At 51.5% G+C, this 25,809-nt stretch carries 27 protein-coding genes; 15 read left to right on the top strand and 12 right to left on the bottom strand.

What is annotated here, in order from left to right; genetic code table 11:
- Positions 1–37: 37 nt before the first annotated feature.
- The 4 genes from ETV65_RS17975 to ETV65_RS17960 are packed head-to-tail and all read right to left on the bottom strand — an operon-like array spanning position 38 to position 5,032.
- A complete protein-coding gene (locus ETV65_RS17975) occupies positions 38–1,027 on the bottom strand; it encodes a fimbrial protein (RefSeq protein WP_129954395.1) in 990 nt (329 codons plus the stop codon).
- 36 nt (positions 1,028–1,063) lie between these two features.
- The gene (locus ETV65_RS17970) at positions 1,064–3,655 is read right to left on the bottom strand and encodes a fimbria/pilus outer membrane usher protein (RefSeq protein WP_129954393.1); all 2,592 of its coding nucleotides are present in this window, start codon (positions 3,653–3,655) and stop codon (positions 1,064–1,066) included.
- Between the two features lie 38 nt (positions 3,656–3,693).
- Entirely contained in the window at positions 3,694–4,416 is a 723-nt protein-coding gene (locus tag ETV65_RS17965; RefSeq protein WP_129954391.1) for a molecular chaperone, read from the bottom strand.
- 49 nt (positions 4,417–4,465) lie between these two features.
- Complete coding sequence (locus ETV65_RS17960) at positions 4,466–5,032, bottom strand: fimbrial protein (protein WP_129954389.1); 567 nt, start codon at positions 5,030–5,032, stop codon at positions 4,466–4,468.
- A 676-nt stretch (positions 5,033–5,708) separates the two neighbouring features.
- Here ETV65_RS17960 and phnF point away from each other — a divergent pair.
- The 10 genes from phnF to ETV65_RS17910 are packed head-to-tail and all read left to right on the top strand — an operon-like array spanning position 5,709 to position 13,318.
- Entirely contained in the window at positions 5,709–6,434 is a 726-nt protein-coding gene (gene phnF / locus ETV65_RS17955; protein WP_129954387.1) for a phosphonate metabolism transcriptional regulator PhnF, read from the top strand.
- The gene (gene phnG / locus ETV65_RS17950) at positions 6,435–6,878 is read left to right on the top strand and encodes a phosphonate C-P lyase system protein PhnG (protein WP_129954385.1); all 444 of its coding nucleotides are present in this window, start codon (positions 6,435–6,437) and stop codon (positions 6,876–6,878) included.
- A gap of 3 nt (positions 6,879–6,881) precedes the next feature.
- Complete coding sequence (gene phnH / locus ETV65_RS17945) at positions 6,882–7,463, top strand: phosphonate C-P lyase system protein PhnH (RefSeq protein WP_129954383.1); 582 nt, start codon at positions 6,882–6,884, stop codon at positions 7,461–7,463.
- A complete protein-coding gene (locus ETV65_RS17940; protein ID WP_129954381.1) occupies positions 7,463–8,545 on the top strand; it encodes a carbon-phosphorus lyase complex subunit PhnI in 1,083 nt (360 codons plus the stop codon). The genes phnH and ETV65_RS17940 overlap by 1 nt, the downstream gene beginning before the upstream one ends.
- Entirely contained in the window at positions 8,535–9,410 is an 876-nt protein-coding gene (locus ETV65_RS17935) for an alpha-D-ribose 1-methylphosphonate 5-phosphate C-P-lyase PhnJ (RefSeq protein WP_129954379.1), read from the top strand. Before ETV65_RS17940 ends, ETV65_RS17935 begins: the two co-directional genes overlap by 11 nt.
- Positions 9,410–10,201, top strand: coding sequence for a phosphonate C-P lyase system protein PhnK (gene phnK / locus ETV65_RS17930; protein WP_129954377.1), 792 nt, complete (start codon positions 9,410–9,412; stop codon positions 10,199–10,201). Before ETV65_RS17935 ends, phnK begins: the two co-directional genes overlap by 1 nt.
- A gap of 28 nt (positions 10,202–10,229) precedes the next feature.
- Positions 10,230–10,937 (top strand): phosphonate C-P lyase system protein PhnL, encoded by a 708-nt coding sequence (gene phnL, locus ETV65_RS17925; protein ID WP_129954375.1) that lies wholly within the window; start codon positions 10,230–10,232, stop codon positions 10,935–10,937.
- Positions 10,934–12,070 carry an alpha-D-ribose 1-methylphosphonate 5-triphosphate diphosphatase gene (gene phnM, locus ETV65_RS17920; protein ID WP_129954373.1) on the top strand — a complete coding sequence of 379 codons (1,137 nt, stop codon included), beginning with the start codon at positions 10,934–10,936 and terminating at the stop codon, positions 12,068–12,070. The genes phnL and phnM overlap by 4 nt, the downstream gene beginning before the upstream one ends.
- A 25-nt stretch (positions 12,071–12,095) precedes the next feature.
- Positions 12,096–12,671 carry a ribose 1,5-bisphosphokinase gene (phnN, locus tag ETV65_RS17915; RefSeq protein ID WP_129954371.1) on the top strand — a complete coding sequence of 192 codons (576 nt, stop codon included), beginning with the start codon at positions 12,096–12,098 and terminating at the stop codon, positions 12,669–12,671.
- Between the two features lie 8 nt (positions 12,672–12,679).
- Positions 12,680–13,318, top strand: a complete 639-nt coding sequence (locus ETV65_RS17910) for an acetyltransferase (protein ID WP_129954369.1) — start codon at positions 12,680–12,682, stop codon at positions 13,316–13,318.
- 98 nt (positions 13,319–13,416) lie between these two features.
- Here the strand turns inward: ETV65_RS17910 and ETV65_RS17905 are convergent, their stop codons facing one another.
- Positions 13,417–14,058 (bottom strand): hypothetical protein, encoded by a 642-nt coding sequence (locus ETV65_RS17905; protein WP_129954367.1) that lies wholly within the window; start codon positions 14,056–14,058, stop codon positions 13,417–13,419.
- Between the two features lie 186 nt (positions 14,059–14,244).
- On the opposite strand from ETV65_RS17905, the gene ETV65_RS17900 reads away from it, so the two are divergent.
- On the top strand, positions 14,245–14,763 hold the full coding sequence (locus tag ETV65_RS17900) for a type 1 glutamine amidotransferase domain-containing protein (protein ID WP_129954365.1): 519 nt from the start codon (positions 14,245–14,247) through the stop codon (positions 14,761–14,763).
- A gap of 30 nt (positions 14,764–14,793) precedes the next feature.
- Here the strand turns inward: ETV65_RS17900 and ETV65_RS17895 are convergent, their stop codons facing one another.
- Positions 14,794–15,237, bottom strand: a complete 444-nt coding sequence (locus ETV65_RS17895; protein ID WP_129954363.1) for a YhbP family protein — start codon at positions 15,235–15,237, stop codon at positions 14,794–14,796.
- A gap of 116 nt (positions 15,238–15,353) precedes the next feature.
- Here ETV65_RS17895 and ETV65_RS17890 point away from each other — a divergent pair, with 116 nt between their 5' ends.
- Positions 15,354–15,656 (top strand): GIY-YIG nuclease family protein, encoded by a 303-nt coding sequence (locus ETV65_RS17890; RefSeq protein ID WP_129954361.1) that lies wholly within the window; start codon positions 15,354–15,356, stop codon positions 15,654–15,656.
- A gap of 40 nt (positions 15,657–15,696) precedes the next feature.
- On the opposite strand, the gene ETV65_RS17885 is transcribed toward ETV65_RS17890, so the two are convergent.
- Positions 15,697–16,200, bottom strand: coding sequence for an N-acetyltransferase (locus ETV65_RS17885; protein WP_129954359.1), 504 nt, complete (start codon positions 16,198–16,200; stop codon positions 15,697–15,699).
- Complete coding sequence (locus ETV65_RS17880; protein WP_129954357.1) at positions 16,194–16,715, bottom strand: SCP2 domain-containing protein; 522 nt, start codon at positions 16,713–16,715, stop codon at positions 16,194–16,196. Before ETV65_RS17880 ends, ETV65_RS17885 begins: the two co-directional genes overlap by 7 nt.
- A gap of 315 nt (positions 16,716–17,030) precedes the next feature.
- On the opposite strand from ETV65_RS17880, the gene ETV65_RS17875 reads away from it, so the two are divergent.
- Together ETV65_RS17875 and ETV65_RS17870 are read left to right on the top strand one after the other, a co-directional pair.
- Positions 17,031–18,026, top strand: a complete 996-nt coding sequence (locus ETV65_RS17875; protein ID WP_129954355.1) for a peptidase U32 family protein — start codon at positions 17,031–17,033, stop codon at positions 18,024–18,026.
- 14 nt (positions 18,027–18,040) lie between these two features.
- Positions 18,041–18,919: a U32 family peptidase gene (locus tag ETV65_RS17870; RefSeq protein WP_129954625.1), complete on the top strand. Its 879-nt coding sequence runs from the start codon at positions 18,041–18,043 to the stop codon at positions 18,917–18,919.
- 53 nt (positions 18,920–18,972) lie between these two features.
- Here the strand turns inward: ETV65_RS17870 and ETV65_RS17865 are convergent, their stop codons facing one another.
- The 3 genes from ETV65_RS17865 to ETV65_RS17855 are packed head-to-tail and all read right to left on the bottom strand — an operon-like array spanning position 18,973 to position 22,276.
- Positions 18,973–20,136 carry an ABC transporter permease gene (locus tag ETV65_RS17865; protein ID WP_129954353.1) on the bottom strand — a complete coding sequence of 388 codons (1,164 nt, stop codon included), beginning with the start codon at positions 20,134–20,136 and terminating at the stop codon, positions 18,973–18,975.
- On the bottom strand, positions 20,133–21,305 hold the full coding sequence (locus ETV65_RS17860) for an ABC transporter permease (RefSeq protein ID WP_129954624.1): 1,173 nt from the start codon (positions 21,303–21,305) through the stop codon (positions 20,133–20,135). The genes ETV65_RS17865 and ETV65_RS17860 overlap by 4 nt, the downstream gene beginning before the upstream one ends.
- Positions 21,302–22,276, bottom strand: coding sequence for an efflux RND transporter periplasmic adaptor subunit (locus ETV65_RS17855; protein WP_129954351.1), 975 nt, complete (start codon positions 22,274–22,276; stop codon positions 21,302–21,304). The genes ETV65_RS17860 and ETV65_RS17855 overlap by 4 nt, the downstream gene beginning before the upstream one ends.
- 328 nt (positions 22,277–22,604) lie before the next feature.
- Here ETV65_RS17855 and ETV65_RS17850 point away from each other — a divergent pair, with 328 nt between their 5' ends.
- A complete protein-coding gene (locus tag ETV65_RS17850; RefSeq protein ID WP_129954349.1) occupies positions 22,605–23,630 on the top strand; it encodes a luciferase-like monooxygenase in 1,026 nt (341 codons plus the stop codon).
- Between the two features lie 83 nt (positions 23,631–23,713).
- Here ETV65_RS17850 and ETV65_RS17845 read toward each other — a convergent pair whose 3' ends face one another.
- Positions 23,714–25,627 carry a DEAD/DEAH family ATP-dependent RNA helicase gene (locus ETV65_RS17845; RefSeq protein WP_129954347.1) on the bottom strand — a complete coding sequence of 638 codons (1,914 nt, stop codon included), beginning with the start codon at positions 25,625–25,627 and terminating at the stop codon, positions 23,714–23,716.
- Positions 25,628–25,809 lie beyond the last annotated feature (182 nt).

Raw genomic sequence — 25,809 nt, 5'->3', positions numbered from 1 at the left:
TAGATTCTCCCTAAATAGTATTTATATGTGTAATTCATTAATTCATTAAAATATCAAAAACCACGAAAGTATCTATTTTACCGGCGGTCATTTTAGTTTCATCAAGCGGATATATTTGTGCTTTATATCCAAATGTTTTATCACCCGATATAATGGTTGATGCACCTTTCTTTCCTGTCGCATCGACAGAAGCACCTGCGGTATCAATAGCGGATCCTGAATTATTCAGCAATCTCACACCGACCTGCTGAGCACAGCTTTCGTCATCGCAATTAGCAATATATCCGTTCGGTGCACCCACGGGTCTTTCACCCCGAAATTGAAATTGCACTGAGGTTTGATCAGGGCAACTTAATATCAGCGTAAAGGGGACTTCTGCGCCCCGCCTGACCTTCCGGCTCTGAAAATCAGCCAGGGAATAGGTGCCTAAATCAACGTTTTGAGTGGTTGTTAAAATGGCACATGAGCGTGGCACCACATCAATAGGTGCCCCTAAATTAATAGTGACAATATCAACCGGTGTACCCGGGCTGGTATCAGCAACTAAACTCACATGCCCGATAAGGCCAGCAGGGATCGTCCCGCTTTTGATGACACCAGTCTGAACAAACTCCAAAACGACTTTATCAGCAGGTTCAGTACATATGCCTATGCACTCAAAGGCATCGGGGAAATAGGCATTTCTGGAAGCCGGCCAACTTAACCGGATCCCAAGACCGACAATGTTCGTATTATAAACATTGTCCGATGCCTGCAGCGTTGACTCTGGCCGGGTAAAAGCTGAACGCCAGGTATTGCGAATCAACGCTCCGCAGGTATAGGTGATGGCTGAAGTATTCACTTCGGCCCTTCCTAATACGGTTCCCACTGTGCCTTTACTGGCGGGCCTGAGCGTCGGTATTATAACGGAAACATTAAGGGCTTTACCCTGTGTGATGGTACAGTCATTAGCGGCAAATGCCACAGACACAGGCATCAGCCAGGATATTAAACCCAGCATAACGACTGATATTATCAACCTCATCATGCCCCTCCTTAATTTATCAATAAATATGAGTTATCGTTATTCACACACTTTATTGAGTGTGGCGATACCAACTGTTTTTTCTGCAGATTCCTTTTCGTCTGGAATATATTTCATACGACAAGAATGAGCGTTTTTCTTTTCAGACCAGGAAACGGTTAACCATTGTTCAGCATTATTTTCAGGCTGAGCCACCATCGCCCTTCCGCCCTGGCCAACAATCCCGAGGACGATTTCATCACTGTCTTTAATCATCGCTCCATAAGGGACAACAACACCTTTATTATCTTTAATAAGTAAGAATTTATTGATGTTATTTTTTGTTTTAAAGCTCAGTTTTACTGAGGCGCCGGCAGTCGGAACTAAACTTGCCTTAGTATCGTCAACTTCGACTTCCATATCCGCACCCTTAGTATCAAGATAAATATCGTTATATTGATAAGGATTGAGTGAGGAAATAATGGCATACCCATTCTCTGAAACCTGAGAGATCATATCAGGGTAAACATGTGAGCCTGTTGCTCCTTTCGCTTCGACAATACCGAAGGTATCGCTCAATGCAGAACTGTAATTAACGCCTCCTTCATGCAATACGATCCCGCCACTGGCATTCATCGTGGTCATGAATGAAGTTTCGGTTTGGCTATACCCGATATTCCCCTGCATGGCACTGCCGCTGTAACCTAAATTTATCCCTGCATTTGTCTGGTGATCCTGTACATAGTTTATCCAGCCACCATACGACATCTGGTTATATTCCCCGGCAGTACCGTTCAGCGCGGTTCTGATGCTGGAGTCTTGGTCGCTGTAGCTGACAGACGCATTAAGTTTCGGCACCTTCGAGTGCAGCGTACCAAATGGCACTGACATACTGAGATATATCGCATCATCGGTATCGCCATCTTCATCAATAGTTTTGCTGAAGTTAATGTTATAACTCATTGCATGCCATGAATTGGAATAACCAAACTGATAGCTGCTGGTGTTATTTTTTTCTGTTTGTGAATCCCAGGCACGGCCATAGTATCCGGAAAGATAAACATTCCCCCAGCCATCGATAAGGTTCTGGCTAATATTTATTTCAACCTTATCCCGGTAGTTAATAGGTAAATATTTACCATCATCGTCCTCTAATGCCTGAGCGGTCAGCAGAGCATCACTGAGAGAATAATAATCCTTACTTGAATAACGGTAACCCGCAAGGCTGAGGTTCGTTCCGGTGTCATTGAAAAATTTAGCCAGACTCAGTTTCAAACTCATATTGCAGAAACGATCACAGGAATCCTCATCTTCCACCTCGAACGAGGTGAAGGACCGGGTAATATCGGCCCCCAAAGCCCCTATGGGTGTATTGACAGCAGCACCGGCCATCAGCGCGGAATATTCGTTATCCTCTGTGGTCTGAAAACCTGTGTAAGCGGTGACCTGGTTAGTCAACCCATACTGGTAAGTTCCCTCCAGAACCAGGGGTTTATCGCGTAATGAGTCATTACGTATTTCACCGACAGTGGTTGAAAATCTCGATTGCCCCGGACGTAATAACATCGGTACGCTGGAGTAAGGCGTAATAAAGGTACGTACCTGACCTGTTGCCTCGGTGATTGTAACTTCCAGATCACCGCCATAGCCCGTAGCATAAAGATCCGTGATTTCGAATTCACCGGGTGGAACTGTCAGTTCCTTAAGGACATTACCATTTTGTCTGATGGTTATTTTTGCATTGGTATCCGCAACACCACGGATCACCGGCGCATAGCCGCGCAGTGAATCAGGCAGCATGCGTTCATCAGTGGCTAAACTGACACCACGCAGCGAAACGGTATTAAACAGTTCGCCGGTCGTGTTGATATCACCGGCTTTCATTTCGGCTTTAAGCGGTGCGATTGCACGCTGTGTATACGCTGAAATATGATCCCACTGGGTGGAAGTGCTGTCTTTAGTGACGCTGTCGAACGTATAGAAACGCCATGCTCCCAACTTTAATGAAGAGAGGGCATTTCCGTAATAGTAATCATCGGAGGTATGATCCTGATTACGCACATTCGTTGCGCTGAGAGAATAGTTTACCGCTAAAGAAGGTACACCATTATCCCAAAGCGCAGGGTTAACATACCCTTCAGGATTATTGAGTAAGCTTACCTGGGGTATAGAAAACTCTAATGTTTCTTCATCAGAGTCATACTTAAATGTTGCGGAAGGAATGAGCTTACTTAATAGTATACACTTATCCACATCCCATCCGGCATGAAGCTTAGAAGTATCAATATCGAACTGATAAATAAACTCTTTTGTTAAACAAGGTTGAATTTCGCTACCTACAGAGACATATTTAATTTTTTTTACGCCAATAGATTTGCCATTGACTTTAACATCTACGTGATAGTCGCCTGGTTTCGTTAATTCTTCATTATCAAACGCCGAGAGATCCATGCCTGCAAGATTACCGACCATAAACCCGTTGTTAAACCGTACGGTTTTTTTCTCTTTTACAGTACTCTTAGATTCAATATTGCTTCCAAGCGTCATTCCAGTAACAGGCACTGTTTCGCAAAATGCATTACTTACCATGAAACTGGAAAATCCCACTATAAAAGCGGAAAAATTTCTTGATGCTTGATTTAAGCGAATCACAAAAATATCCCTTAATTTATTGCAATAACGTTACGTCATTACAATTTCAATTCCTTATTGACAAACGCACCCAGGTCTGTGATGAAAGTATATTTAAGGACCGGTGCCGTAGAATTTTTAATATTTTTAAATTCAAACACTTTACTACTGAAAGGTTCGATAACATCGCCCTGAAGAATAGTATCTTCCTGACCCGCAATCTTTAGCGAGGCAAAAGAAATATAATATGGCGAGTTATTGCTTCCCGTAACTTTATAACCTGTTGCTGTTTTCTGTGTGGTCCAGGCAACATTCTCTGAAGCAGTTAAAAGTTCGCCTTTTAAGCCCGCCGGGCGGTAAAAGAATTTAAGGCGTGTTCTTACCGCAATATTCATCAGATTCTTATCAGCTGCATTCTCACTTTCAGGGGGTATATCGAGAATGTTTATCCAAAGCATCGTCTCGCGATCCTGAGGGTATTTACTGGCTGTTTCGTCTGTCGGAAAGATACGTAAGACCTTCCCTTTGCCTTTATTAACTCTGGCAATCGGTGGGTTGATGATAAAAGGTAAATTCTCTTTATCTTCAACGCTTGATTCCCGGCGACTATCAATCCAGACCTGAATAAGCGCAGGAGCATCCCCGACATTATTAATACGGACTGATTGCTCTTTTTCTTTGGCGTTAAAAATAACCCGCGTTCCCATGACCTGAATAGAGGCAAAGGCTGGCGTCAGGAATGAGAAAAACAGAGGCAACAGAATTGCCAATTTTAGCTTCATCTTTAATACTCCGATAATAACCAGGGTACAAGTACCCTGGTTATTATTCTTAGTTATAAATAATGGAGTAAACAACGTCAGTATTCACTGTACCTGCAGTAGTTGCACCACCGGTAGCAATATATTGTGCCCAATAATCAAAACGGGCAGCATTATTTGAAATTGCTTTACCGGTAGTCGGATCAGTCACTGGTACACGTAAATCGATGGCTTGTTTGTTTTCGTCAGACAAGACAACCTGTACTTTCGTTGCCGAACCTGAAGCAGTAGAGTTCATCAGGTTACCGGTCGCACTGTCAATTTTGGTACTTGCCGCACGTTCCCAGGAAACGTTAGCAAATTTACCATTCGGACAGTCAGTACCACTTAAGCTGATATAAAATGGCGTGTCACCGGCTTTCTTACCGGTAGCATCCAATGCTGTCGTGCTGACAGGTTTAAGGTTGACTGTAAAAGTACCAGATGGCGTCAGGCCTTCATCAGTCCCACCATTGACAATACAGGTTGCACTACTAATGGTACCGGTAAAAGTAATGGTACCGTCTTCAGCACTGGCCGCCATGCTGCTGGCAAATAAGCAAACAGGCAATAATAAAAGTTTGGATTTCTTTAACATAAATAACTTTTCCTTGTTATTGAGACAAATATAATCAACCGCTCTAGAAGATGCATATTGTACATAAATGAACGATAGTTGAAATATATACTAATTTTTAACAAATCACTTCCATATGCGATTAATTATATTTTATTATGTTTTTTTGATTTATTATTTACAACCCAAATGAATTTATGCCGCTATTGTATATTCACTTTTAAATTCAGCATGAAAAACACCGGGTTATACTTTTAGAACTCCACTTCGTGTTAAGCATTTCGTTTAATTGCCCTGTCTTTTTTTTAAATTAAGATATGGATGATTATAAATTAAAATAACTTAAGATCTAAATTGTAAAAAACACCTAGAATAATTTACATTTGGAGGAAAGATAAAATCTAATAGAATCAAAGGAGAATAAACATTTAGTAAAAACTATCCTAAGGTAAATGTTAATAAATCGCGTTTCAAAAAGTTCCCTCAATTTTGAACTTTTTTCCCCTTATTTCATCTTTCACATCACTGCAACCAGAACTTCACCCAACTGTCACTTAACTTCTCCAACATGATGCCAACACCGAACTGAGGTTTGCATCATGTCTCCTTTATTTCGTTTCCGAAAAATTCTCCGGCGAATGCACATTACCGCAGCGCTCTCCTTTGCCTGTTTCTCCCGTGCGAGGTATTCATTGTGATGAACTTATCTAGACATCCGACCAGTCACACGACTGTCTATCAACAAATTGCCGCTGAGCTGGAACAGGAACTGCGTAACGGTTACCGCTGTGGCGATTATTTGCCACCGGAACAACAGCTTGCCGAACGTTTTCAGGTAAATCGTCATACGCTGCGCCGTGCGGTGGATGAGCTGGTGGATCGCGGCTGGCTGCAACGCCGCCAGGGAATTGGCACGCTGGTCCTGATGCGCCCTTATGATTATCCGCTGCATTCACAGGCACGGTTCAGTCAGAACCTGTTGGATCAAGGCAGTCACCCGACCAGCGAACGACTGCTGGCGGTGCTGCGTCCGGCGACCGACCACGTTGCGGCGGCACTGTCCCGTCAGGAAGGCGATACAGTGATCCATCTGCGTACGTTACGCCGCGTTAACGGCGTGCCGGTCTGCGTGATTGACCACTATTTACCGGACCTGGACTGGTGGCCTGCGCTGCAAAATTTCCACAGCGGCTCGCTGCATGATTTTATTCGCGAGGAAATTAAGCAAAAACTCACCCGCCGTACCACCCGCATTAATGCCCGCCGCGCACTGGCTAAAGAGAGCAAATTACTTGAAATCGTACCCCAGGCACCGCTGCTGTGTGTCCGCACCCTGAATATCTGTGAAAGCAACGCGTCCGTGGCGGAATACTCCGTCAGCCTGACACGTGCCGACATGATTGAACTGACAATGGAGCACTGAATGGATCACTTGCAAACCCGCCAGCGCTGGATGTCAGTGCTGGCTCACAGCCGGCCTGATGAGTTGCTCGCACACTGGCAACCACTGAATTTATCGCCGCAATTTGAGCGACTCCGTGCAGCTGAAACCGGCCTGACTCAGCTTCAGGGCCGGATGGGGGGTACCGGTAAACGTTTCGTGATGGGCGACATGACCATTACCCGCGCGGTTATCCGCACCGATAACGGCATCTATGGCTACAGCTATGTTGCCGGTCGCAATAAAGCCCACGCCGAACTGTGCGCCATCATTGATGCATTACTGCAAATACAGGGCATGGACGAACTGCTGCATAAACGCGTGATAGCACCGCTGGCCGCACTGCAACAGGAACGCCGCCAGCAACGTGCCCGCGAAGTGGCTTCCAGCCGCGTCGATTTCTTTACTCTGGTTCGTGGAGAATAACTCATGTCACTTGTTGCCAGTTTTCAGCATCCGGTCGCCGATGCGCAGTACAGTTTTCGCCGTATTCTCAAAGGATTAAGCGAGCCAGGCATCAGCGTACAACTGCCTGCCATGCCCGGTTTCGGCGCACTGGGATCCGCCAGTGCCTGTGTGCTGCTGACGCTTATCGATCAGGACACACCGCTATGGCTGAGTGCATCGCTTAACGATGAAATCCTGCGTAAAAACCTGCGTTTTCATACCGGCGCCGTACTGACCAATGACCCATCCGCTGTCAGTTTTGCGCTGGCTGATCCTGCGCTGGACAGCGCAACCCTGCTGGCTTTCCCGTGCGGCGATGAAATGTCGCCGGAGCTGGCGACCAGCGTGATTGTTCAGCTCGAAAGCCTGACCGGTGGCACGCCGCTGCGCCTGCGCGGGCCGGGCATTGAAAACAGCCGGATTATTTCTCCACAGTTGCCTGATTGCGTGCGCGATTATCTGCTGAACCGTCCTCACCGTTTCCCGCTGGGTCTGGACTTTATGTTCACCTGCGGCGAAGAACTGATTGCCATACCGCGCACCACGCGCGTGGAGGTCTGCTGATGTATGTAACCGTTAAAGGGGGTGAGAAGGCGATTGCCGCCGCCCATCAGTTGCTGGCGCACGAGCGCCGTGGCAACACGAATGTGAATGAAATCGGCTGTGATCAGATCGAACAACAATTAGGTCTGGCAGTCGATCGCGTCATGAGCGAAGGCGGGATTTATGACCGCGAACTGGCAGCACTGGCCATTAAACAGTCCGGCGGGGATCTGGTTGAAGCCATTTTCCTGCTACGCGCTTACCGCACGACATTACCCCGTCTGGCCACCAGCGAGCCGCTGAATACCCAATCGATGCGTATTGAACGGCGTATTTCCGCCATCTATAAAGACTTACCCGGCGGTCAGGTGCTCGGTCCCACTTACGATTACACCCACCGTCTGCTCGACTTTGCGCTGCTGGCCGAAGGCGAAGCGCCGTTCACGCCAGTGGCAGATGAACCGCAGCCGGAAAACTGCGGCCATGTGTTTGATTTACTCACGCAACAACAGCTGGCGATTCAGGAAGAAGATGACGGCAGCGAACCGGAAGATATCACCCGCACGCCGCCTGTCTATCCGGCATCCCGCGCCGCGCGCCTGCAGCAACTTGTCCGCGGCGATGAAGGATTTTTGCTGTCGCTGAGCTATTCCACGCAGCGCGGTTACGGGCGAACGCATCCTTTCGCCGGTGAAATCCGCACCGGCTGGCTGACGGTCGAAATCGTGCCGGAAGAGCTGGGCTTTGCGATTGATATCGGCGAAATCCTGCTGACCGAATGCGAGATGGTGAACGGTTTTGTCGCACCGGAAGACAAGCCCCCGCACTTTACCCGCGGTTACGGACTGGTGTTTGGTCGCGCTGAACGCAAGGCGATGTCGATGTCGCTGGTCGATCGCGCACTGCAAACCCGTGAATACAACGAACAGATCAGCAGTCCGGCGCAGGATGAAGAATTCGTGTTATCCCATGCCGATAACGTCGAAGCCGCCGGTTTTGTCTCGCACCTCAAGCTGCCGCATTACGTCGATTTCCAGGCCGAACTGGAGTTGTTAAAACGCCTGCGCGCCGCAAAACAACAGGACTCCGCCCATGAACAATAATGCCGCCCAAACGATCACCGGCTACAACCACGGGTATCTCGACGAGCAGACCAAACGTATGATCCGCCGTGGCATCCTGAAAGCGGTGGCGATCCCCGGTTATCAGGTGCCGTTCGCCGGTCGCGAAATGCCGATGCCTTACGGATGGGGCACCGGCGGGATCCAGCTGACTGCCAGCGTGATTGGCGAAAACGACGTGCTGAAGGTTATCGATCAGGGCGCTGATGACACCACCAATGCCGTGTCGATCCGTAAATTCTTCCAGCGCGTCGCAGGGGTGAAAACCACCGGGAAAACCGTGGAAGCCAGCCTGATCCAGACCCGTCACCGCATTCCGGAAACACCGTTGCAGGAAGATCAGATCCTGATCTTTCAGGTGCCGATCCCGGAGCCGCTGCGTTTTATCGAACCGCGTGAAACCGAAACCCGCAAAATGCACGCGCTGGAAGAATATGGCGTGATGCAGGTGAAGCTGTATGAAGACATTGCACGCTTCGGCCATATCGCCACCACCTACGCCTATCCGGTGAAAGTGAATGATCGTTACGTGATGGATCCGTCGCCGATCCCGAAATTTGATAACCCGAAGATGAACATGATGCCTGCATTGCAGCTGTTCGGCGCCGGGCGTGAAAAACGCATTTACGCCCTGCCACCGTTCACCAAAGTAGAAAGTCTGGACTTTGACGATCATCCGTTTACCGCTCAGCGATGGGATGAGCCCTGCGCCCTCTGCGGCTCGCACCACAGTTATCTCGATGAAGTGGTGCTCGACGATCAGGGCAACCGCATGTTCGTGTGCTCCGACACCGATTTTTGCGCTCAGCAGGTTGAGCAACAGGCTTCAAACGAGGGTAACCACTGATGAACACTCCCTTAAATCTTACCGCCGGGCCGCTGTTGTCGGTGAATAACCTGACTCATCTTTATGCGCCGGGCAAAGGCTTTTGCGATGTGTCGTTCAATCTGTATCCCGGCGAAGTGCTGGGCATTGTCGGCGAATCCGGTTCCGGCAAAACCACACTGTTGCAGTCGATTTCTGCCCGTCTTGCGCCGCAGCAAGGCAACGTGATTTACAACAACGGGCAGGTTCCTGCGCAATCGTTGTATGACATGCCCGAAAGTGACCGCCGCCGTCTGCTGCGCACCGACTGGGGCGTGGTGCATCAACATCCGATGGACGGCCTGCGTCGCCAGGTTTCAGCCGGGGGAAATATCGGCGAGCGTCTGATGGCTGTCGGTGAGCGCCATTACGGCAATATCCGCAAGAAGGCCGGTCAGTGGCTGGAAGATGTCGAAATCCCGGTTTCACGTATTGATGACCTGCCGACCACGTTTTCCGGCGGAATGCAGCAACGTCTGCAAATCGCCCGCAATCTGGTGACGCATCCCCGTCTGGTGTTTATGGATGAACCAACCGGTGGCCTGGATGTGTCCGTTCAGGCACGTCTGCTGGATTTACTGCGCACGCTGGTGGTGGAAATGCAGCTGGCAGTAGTGATTGTCACCCACGATCTTGGCGTTGCCCGCCTGCTTGCGCACCGTTTGCTGGTGATGAAACAAGGTCAGGTGGTGGAAAGTGGTTTAACCGACCGCGTGCTCGACGATCCGCATCATCCCTATACACAGCTGCTTGTTTCTTCCGTGCTGTCCTGAATCTACTTCCAGAGAAAGAGTGACCAAAATGACGACGAAGCTCAGGGTCGAAAATCTCAGTAAAACTTTCGTGCTGCATAACCAGAACAGTGCCCGATTACCGGTGTTCAGTCACGCCAGTCTGACGGTCAATGCCGGGGAATGTGTGGTGCTGCATGGCCAGTCCGGTAGCGGAAAATCCACCCTTTTGCGCTCCTTATACGGCAACTATTTGCCGGACAGCGGCACCATCTGGGTGGAGCATCAGGGTCAGCAAATCGACATCGTCAGCGCCGAAGCGCGCGAGATTCTGGCGGTTCGCCGTCATACCGTCGGCTGGGTCAGCCAGTTTTTGCGGGTTATTCCGCGTATCAGCGCGCTGAATCTGGTGATGCAGCCGCTGCTCGAACTGGGTGTGGATAAAGCGCAGAGTGAATCACGCGCCAGCGTATTGCTGCACCATCTGAACGTACCGGAACGCCTGTGGCATCTTGCGCCTTCAACGTTTTCCGGTGGCGAACAACAGCGCGTGAATATCGCCCGTGGTTTTGTGGTCGATTATCCGGTGCTGTTGCTCGATGAACCTACCGCCTCACTGGATGCGGTTAACCGCGCCGCCGTGGTTACGCTGATTGAGCAGGCCAAAGCACGCGGTGCGGCGGTCGTCGGGATTTTCCATGACGAGGATGTGCGCCAACGTGTTGCCGACCGTTTGTATGAAATGAGCCCCGAAACCGCGCCGGAGATGTCCGTATGATCATCAATAACGTCAGACTGGTACTCGACGATCAGGTTGTTGAAGGATCGCTTGAGATGAAAAACGGCGTGATCAGCGCCTTCGCAGACAGCTGCAGTCAGTTGCCACAGGCGCTGGATGCGCAGGGCGGCTGGTTGCTGCCGGGTTTAATCGAGCTGCACACCGACAATCTGGATAAATTTTTCACGCCGCGCCCGAAAGTTGACTGGCCGGCGCATTCGGCTATGAGCAGTCATGATGCCCTGATGGTCGCCAGCGGCATCACCACGGTGCTGGACGCCGTCGCTGTCGGTGATGTGCGCGACGGCGGGCATCGTCTGGATAATCTGCAAAAGATGATCGACGCTATCATCAACAGCCAGAATGCCGGATTAAACCGCGCCGAACACCGGTTGCATCTGCGCTGCGAACTGCCGCATGAAACCACCTTGCCGTTGTTCGAAAAGCTGATGGATACGTCAATATTGTCACTGGTTTCGCTGATGGACCATTCACCGGGCCAGCGCCAGTTCGCCACGCCGCAGAAATACCGTGAGTATTATCAGGGCAAGTACCACCTTAACGACCAGCAGATGGACGACTATCAGGAAGAGCAAATCGCCCTCTCGCGCCGCTGGGCACAGCCAAACCGTGAAGCCATTGCCGCGCACTGCCGGGCACGCAATATTTCACTGGCCAGCCACGACGACGCGACGGCCGCGCATGTTGAAGAATCGCTGGCACTCGGCAGCGTGATTGCCGAATTCCCGACCACTGAAGAGGCCGCACGCGCCTCGCACGCCAACGGTTTGCAGGTGCTGATGGGTGCGCCAAATATTGTGCGCGGCGGGTCCCATTCAGGCAATGTCCCGGCGCATCATCTGGCCTCGCTCGGTCTGCTGGATATTCTCTCTTCTGATTACTATCCCGCCAGCCTGCTCGATGCTGTTTTCCGCATTGCCGGTGATGAAAATAACGCTTTCAGCCTGCCGCAGGCGGTGAAACTGGTAACACGTAATCCGGCCAATGCCCTGGGCCTGAAAGATCGCGGTGAAATAGCCGAAGGCAAGCGCGCGGATCTGGTGCTGGCACGCGCGCATGGCGATCATCATTACGTGCAAAACGTCTGGCGTCAGGGCATTCAGGTGTTCTGAGGGGATGAGAGTCTAAGGAGATGAAATGAGTCGTTTACTCTATCTGATGGGCGCTTCTGGCTCGGGAAAAGACAGTTTGCTGGATGCCCTGCGTCAACATTTACCGGACAATGTCACGGTGGCGCATCGTTATATTACGCGCCCCGCAGACGCCGGTTCGGAAAATCATATTGCATTGAGCGAAGCTGAATTTATGCAACGCCGTCAGCAGGGATTGTTCGCGCTGGAATGGGTCGCACACCAGTGCCGGTATGGCGTGGGCATTGAGATCGACCATTGGATGCAGTTGGGCTGTCATGTGGTGATGAACGGCTCGCGTGCCCATCTGGAACAAGCCCGTCAGCGTTACGGCCAGCGCCTGCTCCCGGTGTGTTTGCAGGTATCGGATCCTGTGCTGGCCTCACGACTTTCGCAGCGCGGACGTGAGGATGTGGCGCAAATTGCCCGCCGTCTGCAACGTGCCAGAGAATATGCCAGCACGCTGCCCGCAGAGTGCCATCTGCTGAACAACGACGGTGCATTGCAGGACACCTTACAGCATCTGCTGGCGATCCTTTCTCTGCCGGTCAGTACGCCTGTTTATCCCGTAACTTCACAATGAAGGATCCTATGACAGACATCATTTCTCCCTTTTCGCTGGCTGATGAACAGGATTATGCCCGACCTAAAATTGGTCAGCAGGTCGAGCTGAACGGATCGCAGCTCGGACAATATGTACATATTGCCGATAATGCGATTATTGAAGAAACGCAGATCGGCGATTACTCCTATACCGCCGGAAATAATCAGATCTTCTACGCAACGATCGGCAAATTTGTATCGATCGCCACCTATGTACGGATCAATCCTGGTAACCATCCGACTTATCAGCGTGTGGCTCAGCACCATTTTACCTACCGCAGTTCAGCATACGGGCTGGGTGAGGACGATCAGGCATTTTTCGACTGGCGACGTGAACATCACGTCACCGTGGGTAATGATGTATGGATTGGTCATAACGCGGTGCTGATGCCCGGCGTGAAAGTCGGCAATGGCGCGGTCATTGGTACGTCAGCCGTAGTGACCAAAGACGTCGAGCCATACTCCATCGTCGCAGGCGTGGCGGCTAAAAAGATCGGCATGCGGTTTGACGACAGTATGATCGAACGGATCGAGAAAAGTCAGTGGTGGAACTGGGATCATGAAACACTGAAAGAAAGGATGCCGGACTTCAGAGATCTGGCTGTGTTTGCGGAAAAATATCTGTAGAGAAGGCGGGGAGCGGGCTCAGGGTTTGACAGGCAGGAAATTCGCATTTTTTGCCTGTCAGCTTATCACAGGGATCCGCTGAAGCGGATCCCTGTGCATTAAAGTTCTTCAACGCTGGCAGCAATCTGATCGGAATCCAGCACAGTGATCCCCCCCAACCCGGCGTTAAACGCCTGTTCCAGCAAAGCTTTTGCCACGATGTCAGACTCCACGGCTTTCCATTTCCCTGGCAGCATTTTAAATAATGGCGCGCTCAGTTGCTCGAGCAGGCGCGGCGGATGACGCCGGCCTACCAGCAGCGACGGTCTGACCAGCGTGAGCAGTGGCCAGCCCTGTTGCATCAGCGCCAGTTCCATTTCACCTTTGGTGCGGTTGTAGAGAAAACACGAATGCGCATCCGCGCCGTGTGCGCTGACAGCCAGACAATGGCGGGCACCCAGTTCCCGTGCCGCTTTGGAGCAATCGACCACCAGATCGTAATCCACGGCCCGAAATGCCTGTGCACTTCCCGCCTGTTTACGTGTGGTACCCAGACAGCAGAACAGCAAATCAATCGGTTCATCAAGTGCAACAACCAGTGAGGTCAGATTCGTGCCCAGCGGATTGATCAGTTTATTGCCCGGTGGCAACGGACGGCGACTCGGCGCAACAATACGGCTGACACGCGGATCCAGCTGCAGCAGGCGTAAAAGCTCCCTCCCGATCAGACCACTCCCACCCAGCAGAAGAACTTTTGCCATATCACTTCCTTTTAAATCACGGCATACAGACACAGAGGATCGAAGTGTTACCTGAATGTGAATATCACGCTATAAGACAGTTCCTGTTACCTGACCAGACTCGGAGGAATCCAGTTTGATCAGTCCGTCCCTGGCTTCTAGGATTATGGGGGTAAGTCAAAAAACACATTCTCAGCAGGAGGAACCATGAGCAAGAAGATAGCGGTACTCATCACTGATGAATTTGAGGATTCTGAATTCACTTCACCCGCCGGGGCTTATCGCGAGGCTGGACATCAGGTCATCACCATTGAGAACAAAGCGGGTAACGTCATTAAAGGCAAGCAGGGGAAAGCTTCCGTTACCATTGATAAATCAATTGATGATGTGAACGTCGCTGAGTTTGACGCCCTGCTGCTGCCCGGCGGACATTCGCCGGATACCCTGCGCGGAGATGACCGGTTTGTCGAATTTACCCGGGAGTTCGCCAATAGCGGCAAACCGATTTTCGCCATCTGTCACGGGCCGCAATTGCTGATTAATGCCGATGTCGTTCGGGGACGCAAACTCACCACGGTGAAACCGGTGGTCGTGGACGTGAAAAATGCGGGTGCCGAGTTTTATGACAAAGAAGTGGTGGTCGACAACAACACGCTGGTCACCAGCCGGACGCCGGATGATCTGCCCGCTTTTAACCGTGAATCACTGAAGATTCTGGCAGAATAAACCCGCCGCCCCTCTGCACAGAGGGGCAAATCACCTTGTCTCTTCTCTGTCCCATACAAGTTTCTTACCAAATCCCAACGCATTATCTGTCATTTTAATGTGGCTGAGCCTCAGTGCCCAGACCGGCGCTTTCATCGCGATGGCGACAGGGAAACGTTTACAATACTGACTGCGCGCAAGGCTTTCTTCTTCACCATCGAGAACGGTAGCTTCCCCACGATACTGAATGCCTTTAATTAGCGCGATGGATTTCGGAGGTGGCGCAATCGTTCCCACAATGTGTGGCGATCGGGACATCAGCGAGCCATGAAGAGTTTTGAGTTCTGTCATGAAATAGAGCGTCATGCTGCCCTCATCGGTAACATAAAAGCAATTAGCGCTCCACATTTCGCCGTCAGCAGTAGCGCACAGCGCCAATACATGGTTCTTTTTCAAAAATTTCAGGATATGTTGCAGATCATCAGGGTTATTCATCGCCAATCCTCATCTTCATTTTTCACAGTTTAACGCTGTATGACGATGTTTTGCCTCACTCTGTTGTGCCTTTCGGGTAAACTGACACGACCTTTTCCTTTCCCATACCTAAGCTTATGCCCGTCACCGCCAACTGGTTTTTATATATGCTGAGAACGCCTACCGGGATGCTCTATACCGGCATCACGACAGACGTGACGCGGCGTCTCGCCCAGCATCAGTGTGGTAAAGGAGCGAAATCATTGCGTGGGAAAGGAGAATTAGCGTTGGCATTTCAGTGCCAGGCAGGTGACCGCTCGCGGGCATCAAAGCTGGAAATAAAAGTCAAAAAACTGAGTAAGGCACAGAAAGAGCTGCTGGTGACAAACGCGCCGGAATGCCTGGAAAATTATCTGGGATTCGCGGAAAGCGGAAAATAAAAAAGGCCGGGAAACCGGCCTCTGTGCCCTCTGACTGTCATCAGAAGCGATTAAACGCTGACGGGAAGACCACTTCACCGCTGGCGTCGGACAGCGCATCGTCTGCCAAAGTAAACAGCTGGAACATGGTTTCAGTATCTGTCCAGCGGCAATGCAGGCCGTGAGCAGCCGCAGGTTGAAAACCGAAACGCTTGTAATACGCAGGGTCACCTAATACCACGACCGCGGCATAACCAAATTCATTCAGGGAATCTAACCCTTCGTACACCAGTTTTTCGCCCAGTCCCTGACCACGCAGAGAGTGCTCTACCGCCAGCGGTGCCAGCGCCACCCAGTTACGGTCTTCGCCCTGAATATCCACCGGACAGAATGCCACATACCCCACGACACCCCCTTCATCGTCGGTCGCGACCACGCCAAGCGTCAGGAGACCATCTTCACGCAACTCCTGCACCAGATCAGCTTCTGCGCCAGTCGGAAATGAGGCGCGCAGCAGACGGTCTATGCCCGCAGCATCGACCGGAATTTCAGTACGGATTAACATGGCTCAGCTACCGGAGTTTTTGACCCGCGGTCCTCTTGCAGTCCCGCTTCGACAAAACCGGCCAAACGCAGCAGACCGTTTTTCAGCAACAGCGGCATGGTATCAAGATCGATAGAATCCATCAGATTTTTCACATACAGACCGAGCTCCGTATCGCCTTCAATGCGCAGACGGCGCTGGAAGAACAGCGTATCAGGATCTTCTTTACGGGCGGCAATCAGGATCAGGTCGTTAGCGTTTGCGCTGAAGCTGACATCCGCCTCGCCGTGTTCAGCGATCATCAGCTTACCTTCGCCCACCGACATCAGCCAGCTCAGGTTCAGATCGCTGACATCAATTTTCAGCCATCGGTTTTCGAGGAAATCCAGTTCGCCATCAGCCAGTGCCTGACGAAGCTGCCAGCTCAGCACCTGTTGCAGAACCTGACGTTGTAATGCAAATGGCGTGAATTTCAAAGGCACACTCAACAGGGTGGGTCCCTGACGAACCAAACGTGCACGTAGTTTTTGCAACACTGGCACTACTCCTCTCGGTAACTTTTCGACAAGTTTTAAGGCGGTTATGCGGCCTATTTTGACACATTGCCGGTAACGTTCAGCGGTCTATATCAATAAATACTGCAACAGAAAAACGCCACGTACAACCTCCCCGGGGGCGGTAAGCCCTTCAAAGCCGCAGAAACTGCCTCAAATCAAAATATTGCATCCCTGCATTCTCTAAAATAGTTCGCCAATCAAAGCCCTGACTGATGAATGAATGACGTCGGCAACTGGCTTTTCATCACCCCCAACTGTTCAGCTCTGGCTGACCGGTTGCAGTAAGGAACGAGAATGGAGCTACTTTGCCCGGCAGGAAATTTACCTGCGCTGAAAGCGGCGATCGACAATGGCGCAGATGCGGTTTATATCGGTCTGAAAGATGACACGAATGCGCGCCATTTCGCCGGCCTGAATTTTACGGAAAAAAAGCTGCAGGAAGCCGCCAGTTACGTTCACCGCCACCGTCGTAAACTGCATATTGCTATCAATACATTTGCCCATCCTGACGGTTATCAGCGCTGGGAACGCGCGGTAGATATGGCGGCACAACTCGGCGCAGATGCGCTGATCCTGGCTGATCTGGCGATGCTGGATTACGCGGCGAATAAATATCCTCATGTTGAACGCCATGTATCGGTGCAGGCTTCCGCCACCAACGACGAAGCCATTCGTTTCTATAAACGCAACTTTGATGTTGCCCGCGTGGTATTGCCGCGTGTGCTTTCCATGCATCAGGTGCGTCAGCTTTCCCGTACTACCGTTGTGCCGCTGGAAGTATTCGCATTCGGCAGCCTGTGCATTATGGCCGAAGGCCGCTGCTATCTTTCGTCCTATCTGACCGGCGAATCGCCCAATACTGTGGGTGCCTGTTCTCCGGCACGGTTCGTACGCTGGCAACAGACCATGCAGGGCATGGAATCACGTCTGAATGATGTGCTGATCGACCGTTATGACGAAGGCGAAAACGCCGGTTATCCGACTCTGTGTAAAGGCCGTTATCTGGTGGATGGCACGAAATACCATGCGCTGGAAGAACCGACCAGTTTAAACACGCTGGAATTATTACCGGAACTGTTCGCCGCCAATATTGCGTCAGTGAAAATTGAGGGGCGTCAGCGCAGCCCGGCATATGTCAGCCAGGTCGCACGCGTATGGCGTGCGGCCATCGACCGCTGCATGGCTGATCCGCAAAACTTTAAAACCGAGGAAGCCTGGATGAACACGCTGGGCTCCATGTCTGAGGGCACACAAACGACGCTGGGTGCCTATCACCGCAAGTGGCAGTAACTGAAGAGACGATGATGAAATATTCTTTAGGCCCCCTCCTTTATTACTGGCCGAAAGCACAGGTGGAAGACTTTTATCAGGCTGCGGCGACCAGCAGCGCGGATGTGATTTACCTCGGCGAAAATGTGTGTGCCAAACGCCGGGAAATGAAAGTGAACGACTGGCTGGAGATCGCGCGTCAGCTGGCTGCAACGGGTAAACAGGTGGTGATTTCCACGCTGGCGTTGTTGCAGGCACCGTCAGAGCTCAATGAACTGAAACGCTATGTGGAGAACGGTGAATTTTTGCTCGAAGCCAATGATTTCGGCGCGGTGAATATGGCGGCGGAACGCAATCTGCCATTTGTCGCCGGCCATGCGCTGAATTGCTACAACGCGGTCACGCTGAAATTGCTGCATAAACAGGGCATGGTGCGCTGGTGTATGCCCGTCGAGCTTTCCCGTGACTGGCTGGTGAATCTGCTCAACCAATGCCAGGCTTTGGGCATTCGCGATAAATTTGACGTAGAAGTGCTGTCCTACGGGCATCTGCCACTGGCGTATTCGGCGCGCTGTTTTACTGCACGTTCAGAAAACCGGGCGAAGGATGAATGTGAAACCTGCTGCATCAGTTATCCGCAGGGCCGTAAAATGCTGTCTCAGGAAAATCAGCAGGTGTTCGTGCTCAACGGCATTCAGACGCAAAGCGGCTATTGCTATAACCTGGGTAACGAACTTATGTCAATGCAGGGGCTGGTAGACATTGTGCGTCTGTCGCCGGAAACCATGGACACACTCGCCACGCTTGAAGCGTTTCGCACCAACGAACGCGGACTGTATCCGCTGACACTTACCGATAAAGCCGACTGTAATGGCTACTGGCAGCGTGTCGCCGGGCTGGAACTGCGCCAGTAACCACAGACAAACAACACTAAGAAGGGATATGACCACTGCGCCATATCCCTTTTTTATGAGTGCGGAGGCTTCGGCCGGAACATCGCGCGCAGCCGGACGCCATCACGCAACATGCCCACGGCAATGCCAATGAAAGTGTAAAACACGCACAGGATCAGCAGCATCATAATGTCGCCACCCACGTCTTTAAACGGCAATCCCATCTGATTCACACCGGCAATGGCTTTGGTCGCCCACGTTGAAGGGAGCATGGAAGAAATCGCCCGAACCCATGCGGGCATCGCCTGCAACGGCCAGATGGTACCTGATATATAGAAGACCGGCGTAGTCAGAAACGCCAGCGTCAGGTAAATCAGCTCCACGCTGCGCAGACATTCCGTCACCAGTTTCCCTAAACCTAATACCGCCATCAGGAACGGAAACGTCAGCAGCAAAATCTCAGGAATGGTTGCCGTTTGCCGGTAACCCAATACCCAGGGCCACAATACGAACAATACAATCGACAGAAAAAGCCAGACCGGAATCAAGGCTGAAATTCCCCCCAGAAACGCCGGGATCGATGATTTCCCGGAAGGCCCGCTGTTGAGCACAATACTGACGCGCACACTGGCTATCAGTAATGAGTGCTGCAAAAGCATCACCAGTAAACCTGGAAAAATAATGGCGGCAAAACTGATGCCGGGGTTAAACAGATCAGATGACTGGCCCAGGATCGGCGAAAGCACCACGCTGGCCTGACGCTCACTGAAACCGTTGCTGAGCAGCAAATCTGTGTTGTACTGCGTCAGGATCGACTGATACGCCGACAGCACATCCTGTTGAATCTGCCCGTTTGCCAGCCGGTTGGTGGCATCACCATACACCGGGATCACAATATTTTGTCCGGCGAGGATCTTCTTCTCCAGATCGACCGGCATGATGATCACTGCGAACAGTTTTCGCAGCGCCAGATCGTGTTCCGCGTCAGCCAGATTGTCATACGCGACGGTGGCAATTTTCGACCCCGCATCAAGCTGGCGGGACAGCATGCGGCTGGCCGTACTGTGATCCTGGTCGATCACCGCGACGGGCAAGTCCCACACTGTTCTGTTGGCATAAACCAGACTCATCACACACAGTGAAAGCAGTAACATCATCCACATCGGTTTATCGAGCAAACCGGTCAGCACTTTACTGAAGGTTTTCCACCAGGTTTTACCCCATTCGCGCCCCGTCATTGCCCTGGTTCCTGTTGTTTCATTCGCATATACAGGCGTTTACGCACCAGCAAACTGGTCAGCAGCGGATAGATCAGCAGAATGCAACACACCATCAGAATGCCGCGCACTGACACTTCCCGCAGGAAAACATCAAACATGGCGGCCAGCGCATAACTCAGCGGCTCAATACCGGAAATGATACGGGCTGGCAACGGCATCGATAGCACCGGCACCGCCATGCCCGAGAAAGTCAGCGCAATACTGACGAAAATCCCCATCATGGTGTAAGCCGTGATGGTGGTTTTAGTGAAAGTGAAAAGGAGTAATCCGAGGCTTTGTGCGGCGATCACATAGAAAAAACCGATCAGCAGCATATACAAAGGATTACCACTGACACGGGCGTCAAAAAACCCGACCAGCATGGCGATTTCCACCATCAGCAACGTGGTAAAACACAATGTGTATGGCGCGAGTTTGCCAAGCAATGCCAGTGTGAACGAAGGTGCGCCGAGTAATGCCTGGCTGCGCGCCATCACGTAAATCATGCAGGTGACAGTAAACAGTTGCAGCAGATGGATGGTCGCGGCAAATTGCTGATAATAAATGTAGCTGCCACTGGCGTTAAACAGGCTGCCGTACGAGAGATCTACACTTGCCAGCGAAGGCAGCGTTTTCCCCATTTCTGTCGCAATGATTGAACGGTAGCGGGTATTAAGTTCGGTGATCAGTCCGCTGAAATCTTGCGTGGAATATAATCCGGCACCGTAGAATAATGCGTTGTAATAGAGGACGGCGCCGGGCTGTTTTCCGGCCAGCACATCGGCTTCAAAATCGTTGGGAATATACAAAAGCGCATAATCCTGCGCGGTACGCAGACGGTATTCAGCTTCCGGCAAACCGCCTTCAAAAGCCTGCACGTGCGCGTGAGAACCGGCGTCCAGTTTGCGGACCAGCATTTTGGATAGCGGACTATGATCATTGTCGACCACAGATACCGGTAAATCCAGCAATGTACCTTCCGAGAAGTTACTGCTGATAAGCCCGAAAAGCAGCAGAGGAAAAATCCAGCACAACCAGTGGATCACCGGCTTGCGGAAAGCATGCCGGACCTCGCGGGTAAAAGCCCGACTGAAACAGCGCCATGCGGCTTTTACCCTTTCACTGCGCGGCGCTTTGACCGGCCTCATTGAGCTTGCCATTGCCACAATGCGCTCATGCCCTGACGTAATCCGGGCACAGGTTTCGCGGGATACAGACGCACTTCAAAAGTTTTTAAATCAAAGTCGCCGGTCGCTCGCGTGGCGCGTTTGGTCGCATAATCGCCAAGCGGAGCAAGGTAACGCACTTCCGCTTCGATCATCTGGTTATTCAGCGCGGGAACGCGTATCCGGACTTTATCGCCTTTACGCACGCCCGCCAGGATATCCTCCCGCAGGTTAAACACGAAATACGCATCAGGCAGACGAACCAACGTCAGTAACGGGCTCGAGGCGTTTTGCAACTCGCCGACCTCCACAGGAATCGGTCCGACCTCACCATCAACCGGGGCTTTGACTAATAAATCATCGGTTTGCGCTTTCACTTCCAGAAGGTCTTCTTCCGCCTGGCGCAACTGAGCGGCATAGCTTTCACGTTGCTCGACGCGGTCACCGTTGACGCCTTCATCCAGGTTGGCTTTGGCCACCAGCACCTGCTGATAAGCACTGTCGCGGGCGCGGCGGGAATCTTCCAAATCAGCCGCAGAAATGAAACCTTTGGATGCCATTTTGGCATTACGGTTATAAAGGTCCCGTGCATTAATGTATTCCGCCTGCGACTGCGCCAGCGTGGCTTTCAGATTGCGAATACTTTCTTCACGCGTGCCGTTAACGGAAAGATCAAGCTGCGCTTTTGCCTGATCGCGCGCCGCTTCAGCCGCACGTAACTGCGCCATTAATTCGGGGCTGTCGAGGGTAATCAATAGCTGTCCGGCTTTGACATCGTCACCGCGTTCTACATGACGTTCTGTCACCCGGCCTTTGGCTTTCGAGGCCACAATGACTTCCGGTGCATCCACTTCACCCTGCAATAACAGATCCTGATTGTGCGCCCGGAACAGCACAGCCAGAGAAACCGCTACTGCAATCAGCAGCAGGGTCAATAAAATTCGTTTACTCATCGGTACGACATCCTTTTTGTTTGCCTGTTTTTATCAGCGGCTTTGGGTATCCTTTCCATATTATTGTCCTTTGTTGCATCAATCTCTTCAGGCGGAACATACAGATATCAGTGAAATCATAGCGGGATAAACAGAGCATTTTTAACTCAAAACAACATATTGGCTGAAATGATAGTTTAGGTTAATTCAATCATATTTTAGGATGTTTAAATGGCATTTAAGGGCACAAATGCCGTATTCAATCTATTACTATTGGGTGATACTCGTTCTAATTATGAGCGGAGTGAATACTTTCTCCACTCACCTCAATCAAGAGTGAGCTGCGATTATGTCTGATAAAAACACCGTCCCCCTTTCCGTTCTCGATCTGGCACCGGTTCCGCAGGGCGCCGATCCTGCCCGCGCATTTCAGTGTTCACTGGAACTGGCACAACATGCCGAGAAATGGGGCTACCAGCGTTACTGGATGGCGGAACACCACAATATGACCGGCATCGCCAGTGCGGCAACCTCTGTGCTGCTGGGTTATATTGCAGGTGGGACGAAAACAATCCGCGTGGGTTCCGGCGGCGTGATGCTGCCGAACCACTCACCGCTGGTGATTGCCGAGCAGTTCGGTACGCTCGCTACACTCTACCCGAACCGTGTGGATCTGGGATTAGGTCGTGCGCCGGGCACCGATCAGCGCACCATGATTGCCCTGCGCCGCCATCTCTCCGGTGAAATCGACAACTTCCCGCAGGATGTGCAGGAGTTGCAGATGTACTTCGGTGACGTTCAGCCGCAGCAACCTGTCCAGGCCGTGCCCGGACAGGGTTTGCATGTGCCGATCTGGTTACTGGGCTCAAGCCTTTACAGCGCCCAGCTGGCGGCGGCGCTCGGACTGCCCTTCGCCTTCGCTTCACATTTCGCACCGGACATGCTGTATCAGGCATTAGCAATTTACCGCAGCAAGTTCCAGCCTTCTGCACAGCTTGAGAAACCCCACGCCATGGTATGTATCAATGCCATTGCTGCCGACACGGATGAAGAAGCGCGCCGGATGTTCACCTCTAATCAGCAACAGTTCATCAATTTGCGCCGTGGAATGCCGGGTAAACTCCCTGCGCCGGTTGATAACATCGAAAGCTTATGGTCCGCTCAGGAACGCTTTGGCGTTGATAATGCGCTGCGTATGTCGGTGGTCGGCAATAAAGAAAGTGTGCGTCAGGGGCTGCAAAATATTCTGCGGGAAACTGAAGCCGATGAACTGATGATCAACGGCCAGATTTTTGATCATCAGGCACGCCTGCATTCATTCGAGATTGTTTCACAACTTCAGGGTGAACTGGTCAAAGAGCAACGCATCAGCTGACAGGTCAGGTAAATCGCAGGCATAAAAAAACCAGCCCGGAGGCTGGTTTTTTATTATCTGAAAATCAGCGAACTGAAAGCAGATTATGCGTCAGAAGTACGACGTGGTGCGCGGCTTGGCGGACGACGATCACCTGCGGCTGCAGAACCTTCACGACGGTCACCGCTGAAAGAACGTGGAGCACCGTTACCACGGCCACCTTCACGACGTTCACCGTTGAACGGACGCGGAGCACCATTACCACGACGCTCACCGCCAGCACCGGCCGGACGATCACGACGTGGAGCCTGTGGCACCGCATCACCGATCAGTTGCATGTTCATCGGTTTATTCAGGATACGTGTACGGGTGAAGTGAGACAGGATCTCGCCCGGCATACCTTTCGGCAATTCGATAGTAGAGTGCGTACCGAACAGTTTGATGTTACCGATGTAACGGCTGCTGATGTCGCCTTCATTAGCGATAGCACCAACGATGTGACGAACTTCAACGCCATCGTCACGACCCACTTCGATACGATACAGCTCCATTTCGCCAGCGTCACGACGCTCACGACGCGGGCTGTCGCCATCACGTGCAGGGCGGTCATTGCTGCGGGCCGGACGGTCACGACGATCACCACGGTCGCCACGTTCTTCGAATTCACGGCGTGGTGGGCGGCTTTTGAAGACCGGATCCGCTGCAACGATCAGAGGGCGTTCACCCTGTGCCATTTTCAGCAGTGCCGCAGCCAGTGTCTCAACGTCCAGCTCTTCTGCAGGTTGCAGTTTTGCCAGCAGCGCACGGTATTGATCCAGATCGCTACTTTCCAGTTGTTGCTGAACTTTCGCTGCAAACTTAGCCAGACGACGCTCGCCCAGAACTTCTGCAGTTGGGATTTCAACTTCCGGAATGGTCAGCTTCATGGTGCGTTCAATGTTACGCAGCAGACGACGCTCACGGTTCTCAACGAACAACAGTGCGCGACCTGCACGGCCTGCACGGCCGGTACGACCGATACGGTGAACGTAAGATTCTGAGTCCATCGGGATGTCGTAGTTAACCACCAGGCTGATACGTTCTACGTCGAGACCACGTGCTGCCACGTCGGTTGCGATCAGAATGTCCAGACGGCCATCTTTCAGACGTTCCAGAGTCTGCTCGCGCAGGGCCTGGTTCATGTCACCGTTCAGCGCAGCGCTGCTGTAGCCGCTACGTTCAAGTGCTTCAGCCACTTCCAGCGTCGCGTTTTTGGTACGTACGAAGATAATCGCCGCATCAAAATCTTCTGCTTCCAGGAAACGTACCAATGCTTCGTTTTTACGCAGACCGTAAACAGACCAGTAACTCTGGCTGATATCAGGGCGCGTGGTCAAGCTTGACTGGATACGCACTTCCTGAGGATCTTTCATGAAGCGACGGGTAATACGACGGATAGCTTCTGGCATGGTTGCAGAGAACAACGCGGTCTGATGTTCAGCCGGGATCTGCGCCATGATGGTTTCGACGTCTTCGATGAAGCCCATACGCAGCATTTCATCAGCTTCGTCCAGCACCAGGCCGCTCAGGTTAGAGAGGTTCAGCGTGCCACGTTTCAGATGGTCCAGCAGACGACCCGGAGTACCCACAACAACTTGTGGTCCCTGACGCAGAGCGCGCAACTGGACGTCATAGCGCTGGCCGCCATAAAGGGCAACCACATTCACGCCATGCATGTGTTTAGAAAAATCGGTCATTGCTTCAGCAACCTGAACCGCCAGTTCGCGGGTCGGGGCCAGAACAAGAATTTGTGGTGCTTTCAGTGAAGCATCAATGTTATGCAGCAGCGGTAAAGAGAATGCGGCTGTTTTACCGGAACCTGTCTGAGCCATGCCCAGAACGTCGCGGCCATTTAACAGGTGAGGAATACACTCAGCCTGGATTGGTGAAGGTTTTTCGTAGCCCAAATCAGTCAGGGCAGAAATGATCGGAGCAGACAGCCCCAGGTCAGCAAAAGAGGTTTCAAGCTCAGTAGTCATGTACACGTGCCTCATTAATAATGGCAGCCAGTCTACATAACTCGTCGAGAAAATTTTCAGTCATTTTCATTGAAAAGTGTGAACCGGCTCAAATTAGATTATAAAACGAACAAAGCAACCCTCGCCCGTAAAGGCGCTAAAAAATGGTAAATACCATGATTTAAAAGGCTGATTGGTGTCGT

Origin of the sequence: Rahnella sp. RFA10(1/100) (assembly GCF_004195115.1) — a bacterium.
In the GTDB taxonomy this organism is placed as follows: Bacteria; Pseudomonadota; Gammaproteobacteria; order Enterobacterales; family Enterobacteriaceae; genus Rahnella; species Rahnella perminowiae.
Note: the sequence above shows the minus strand (reverse complement) of the source record. Positions and strands in the feature narration are given on the sequence as shown.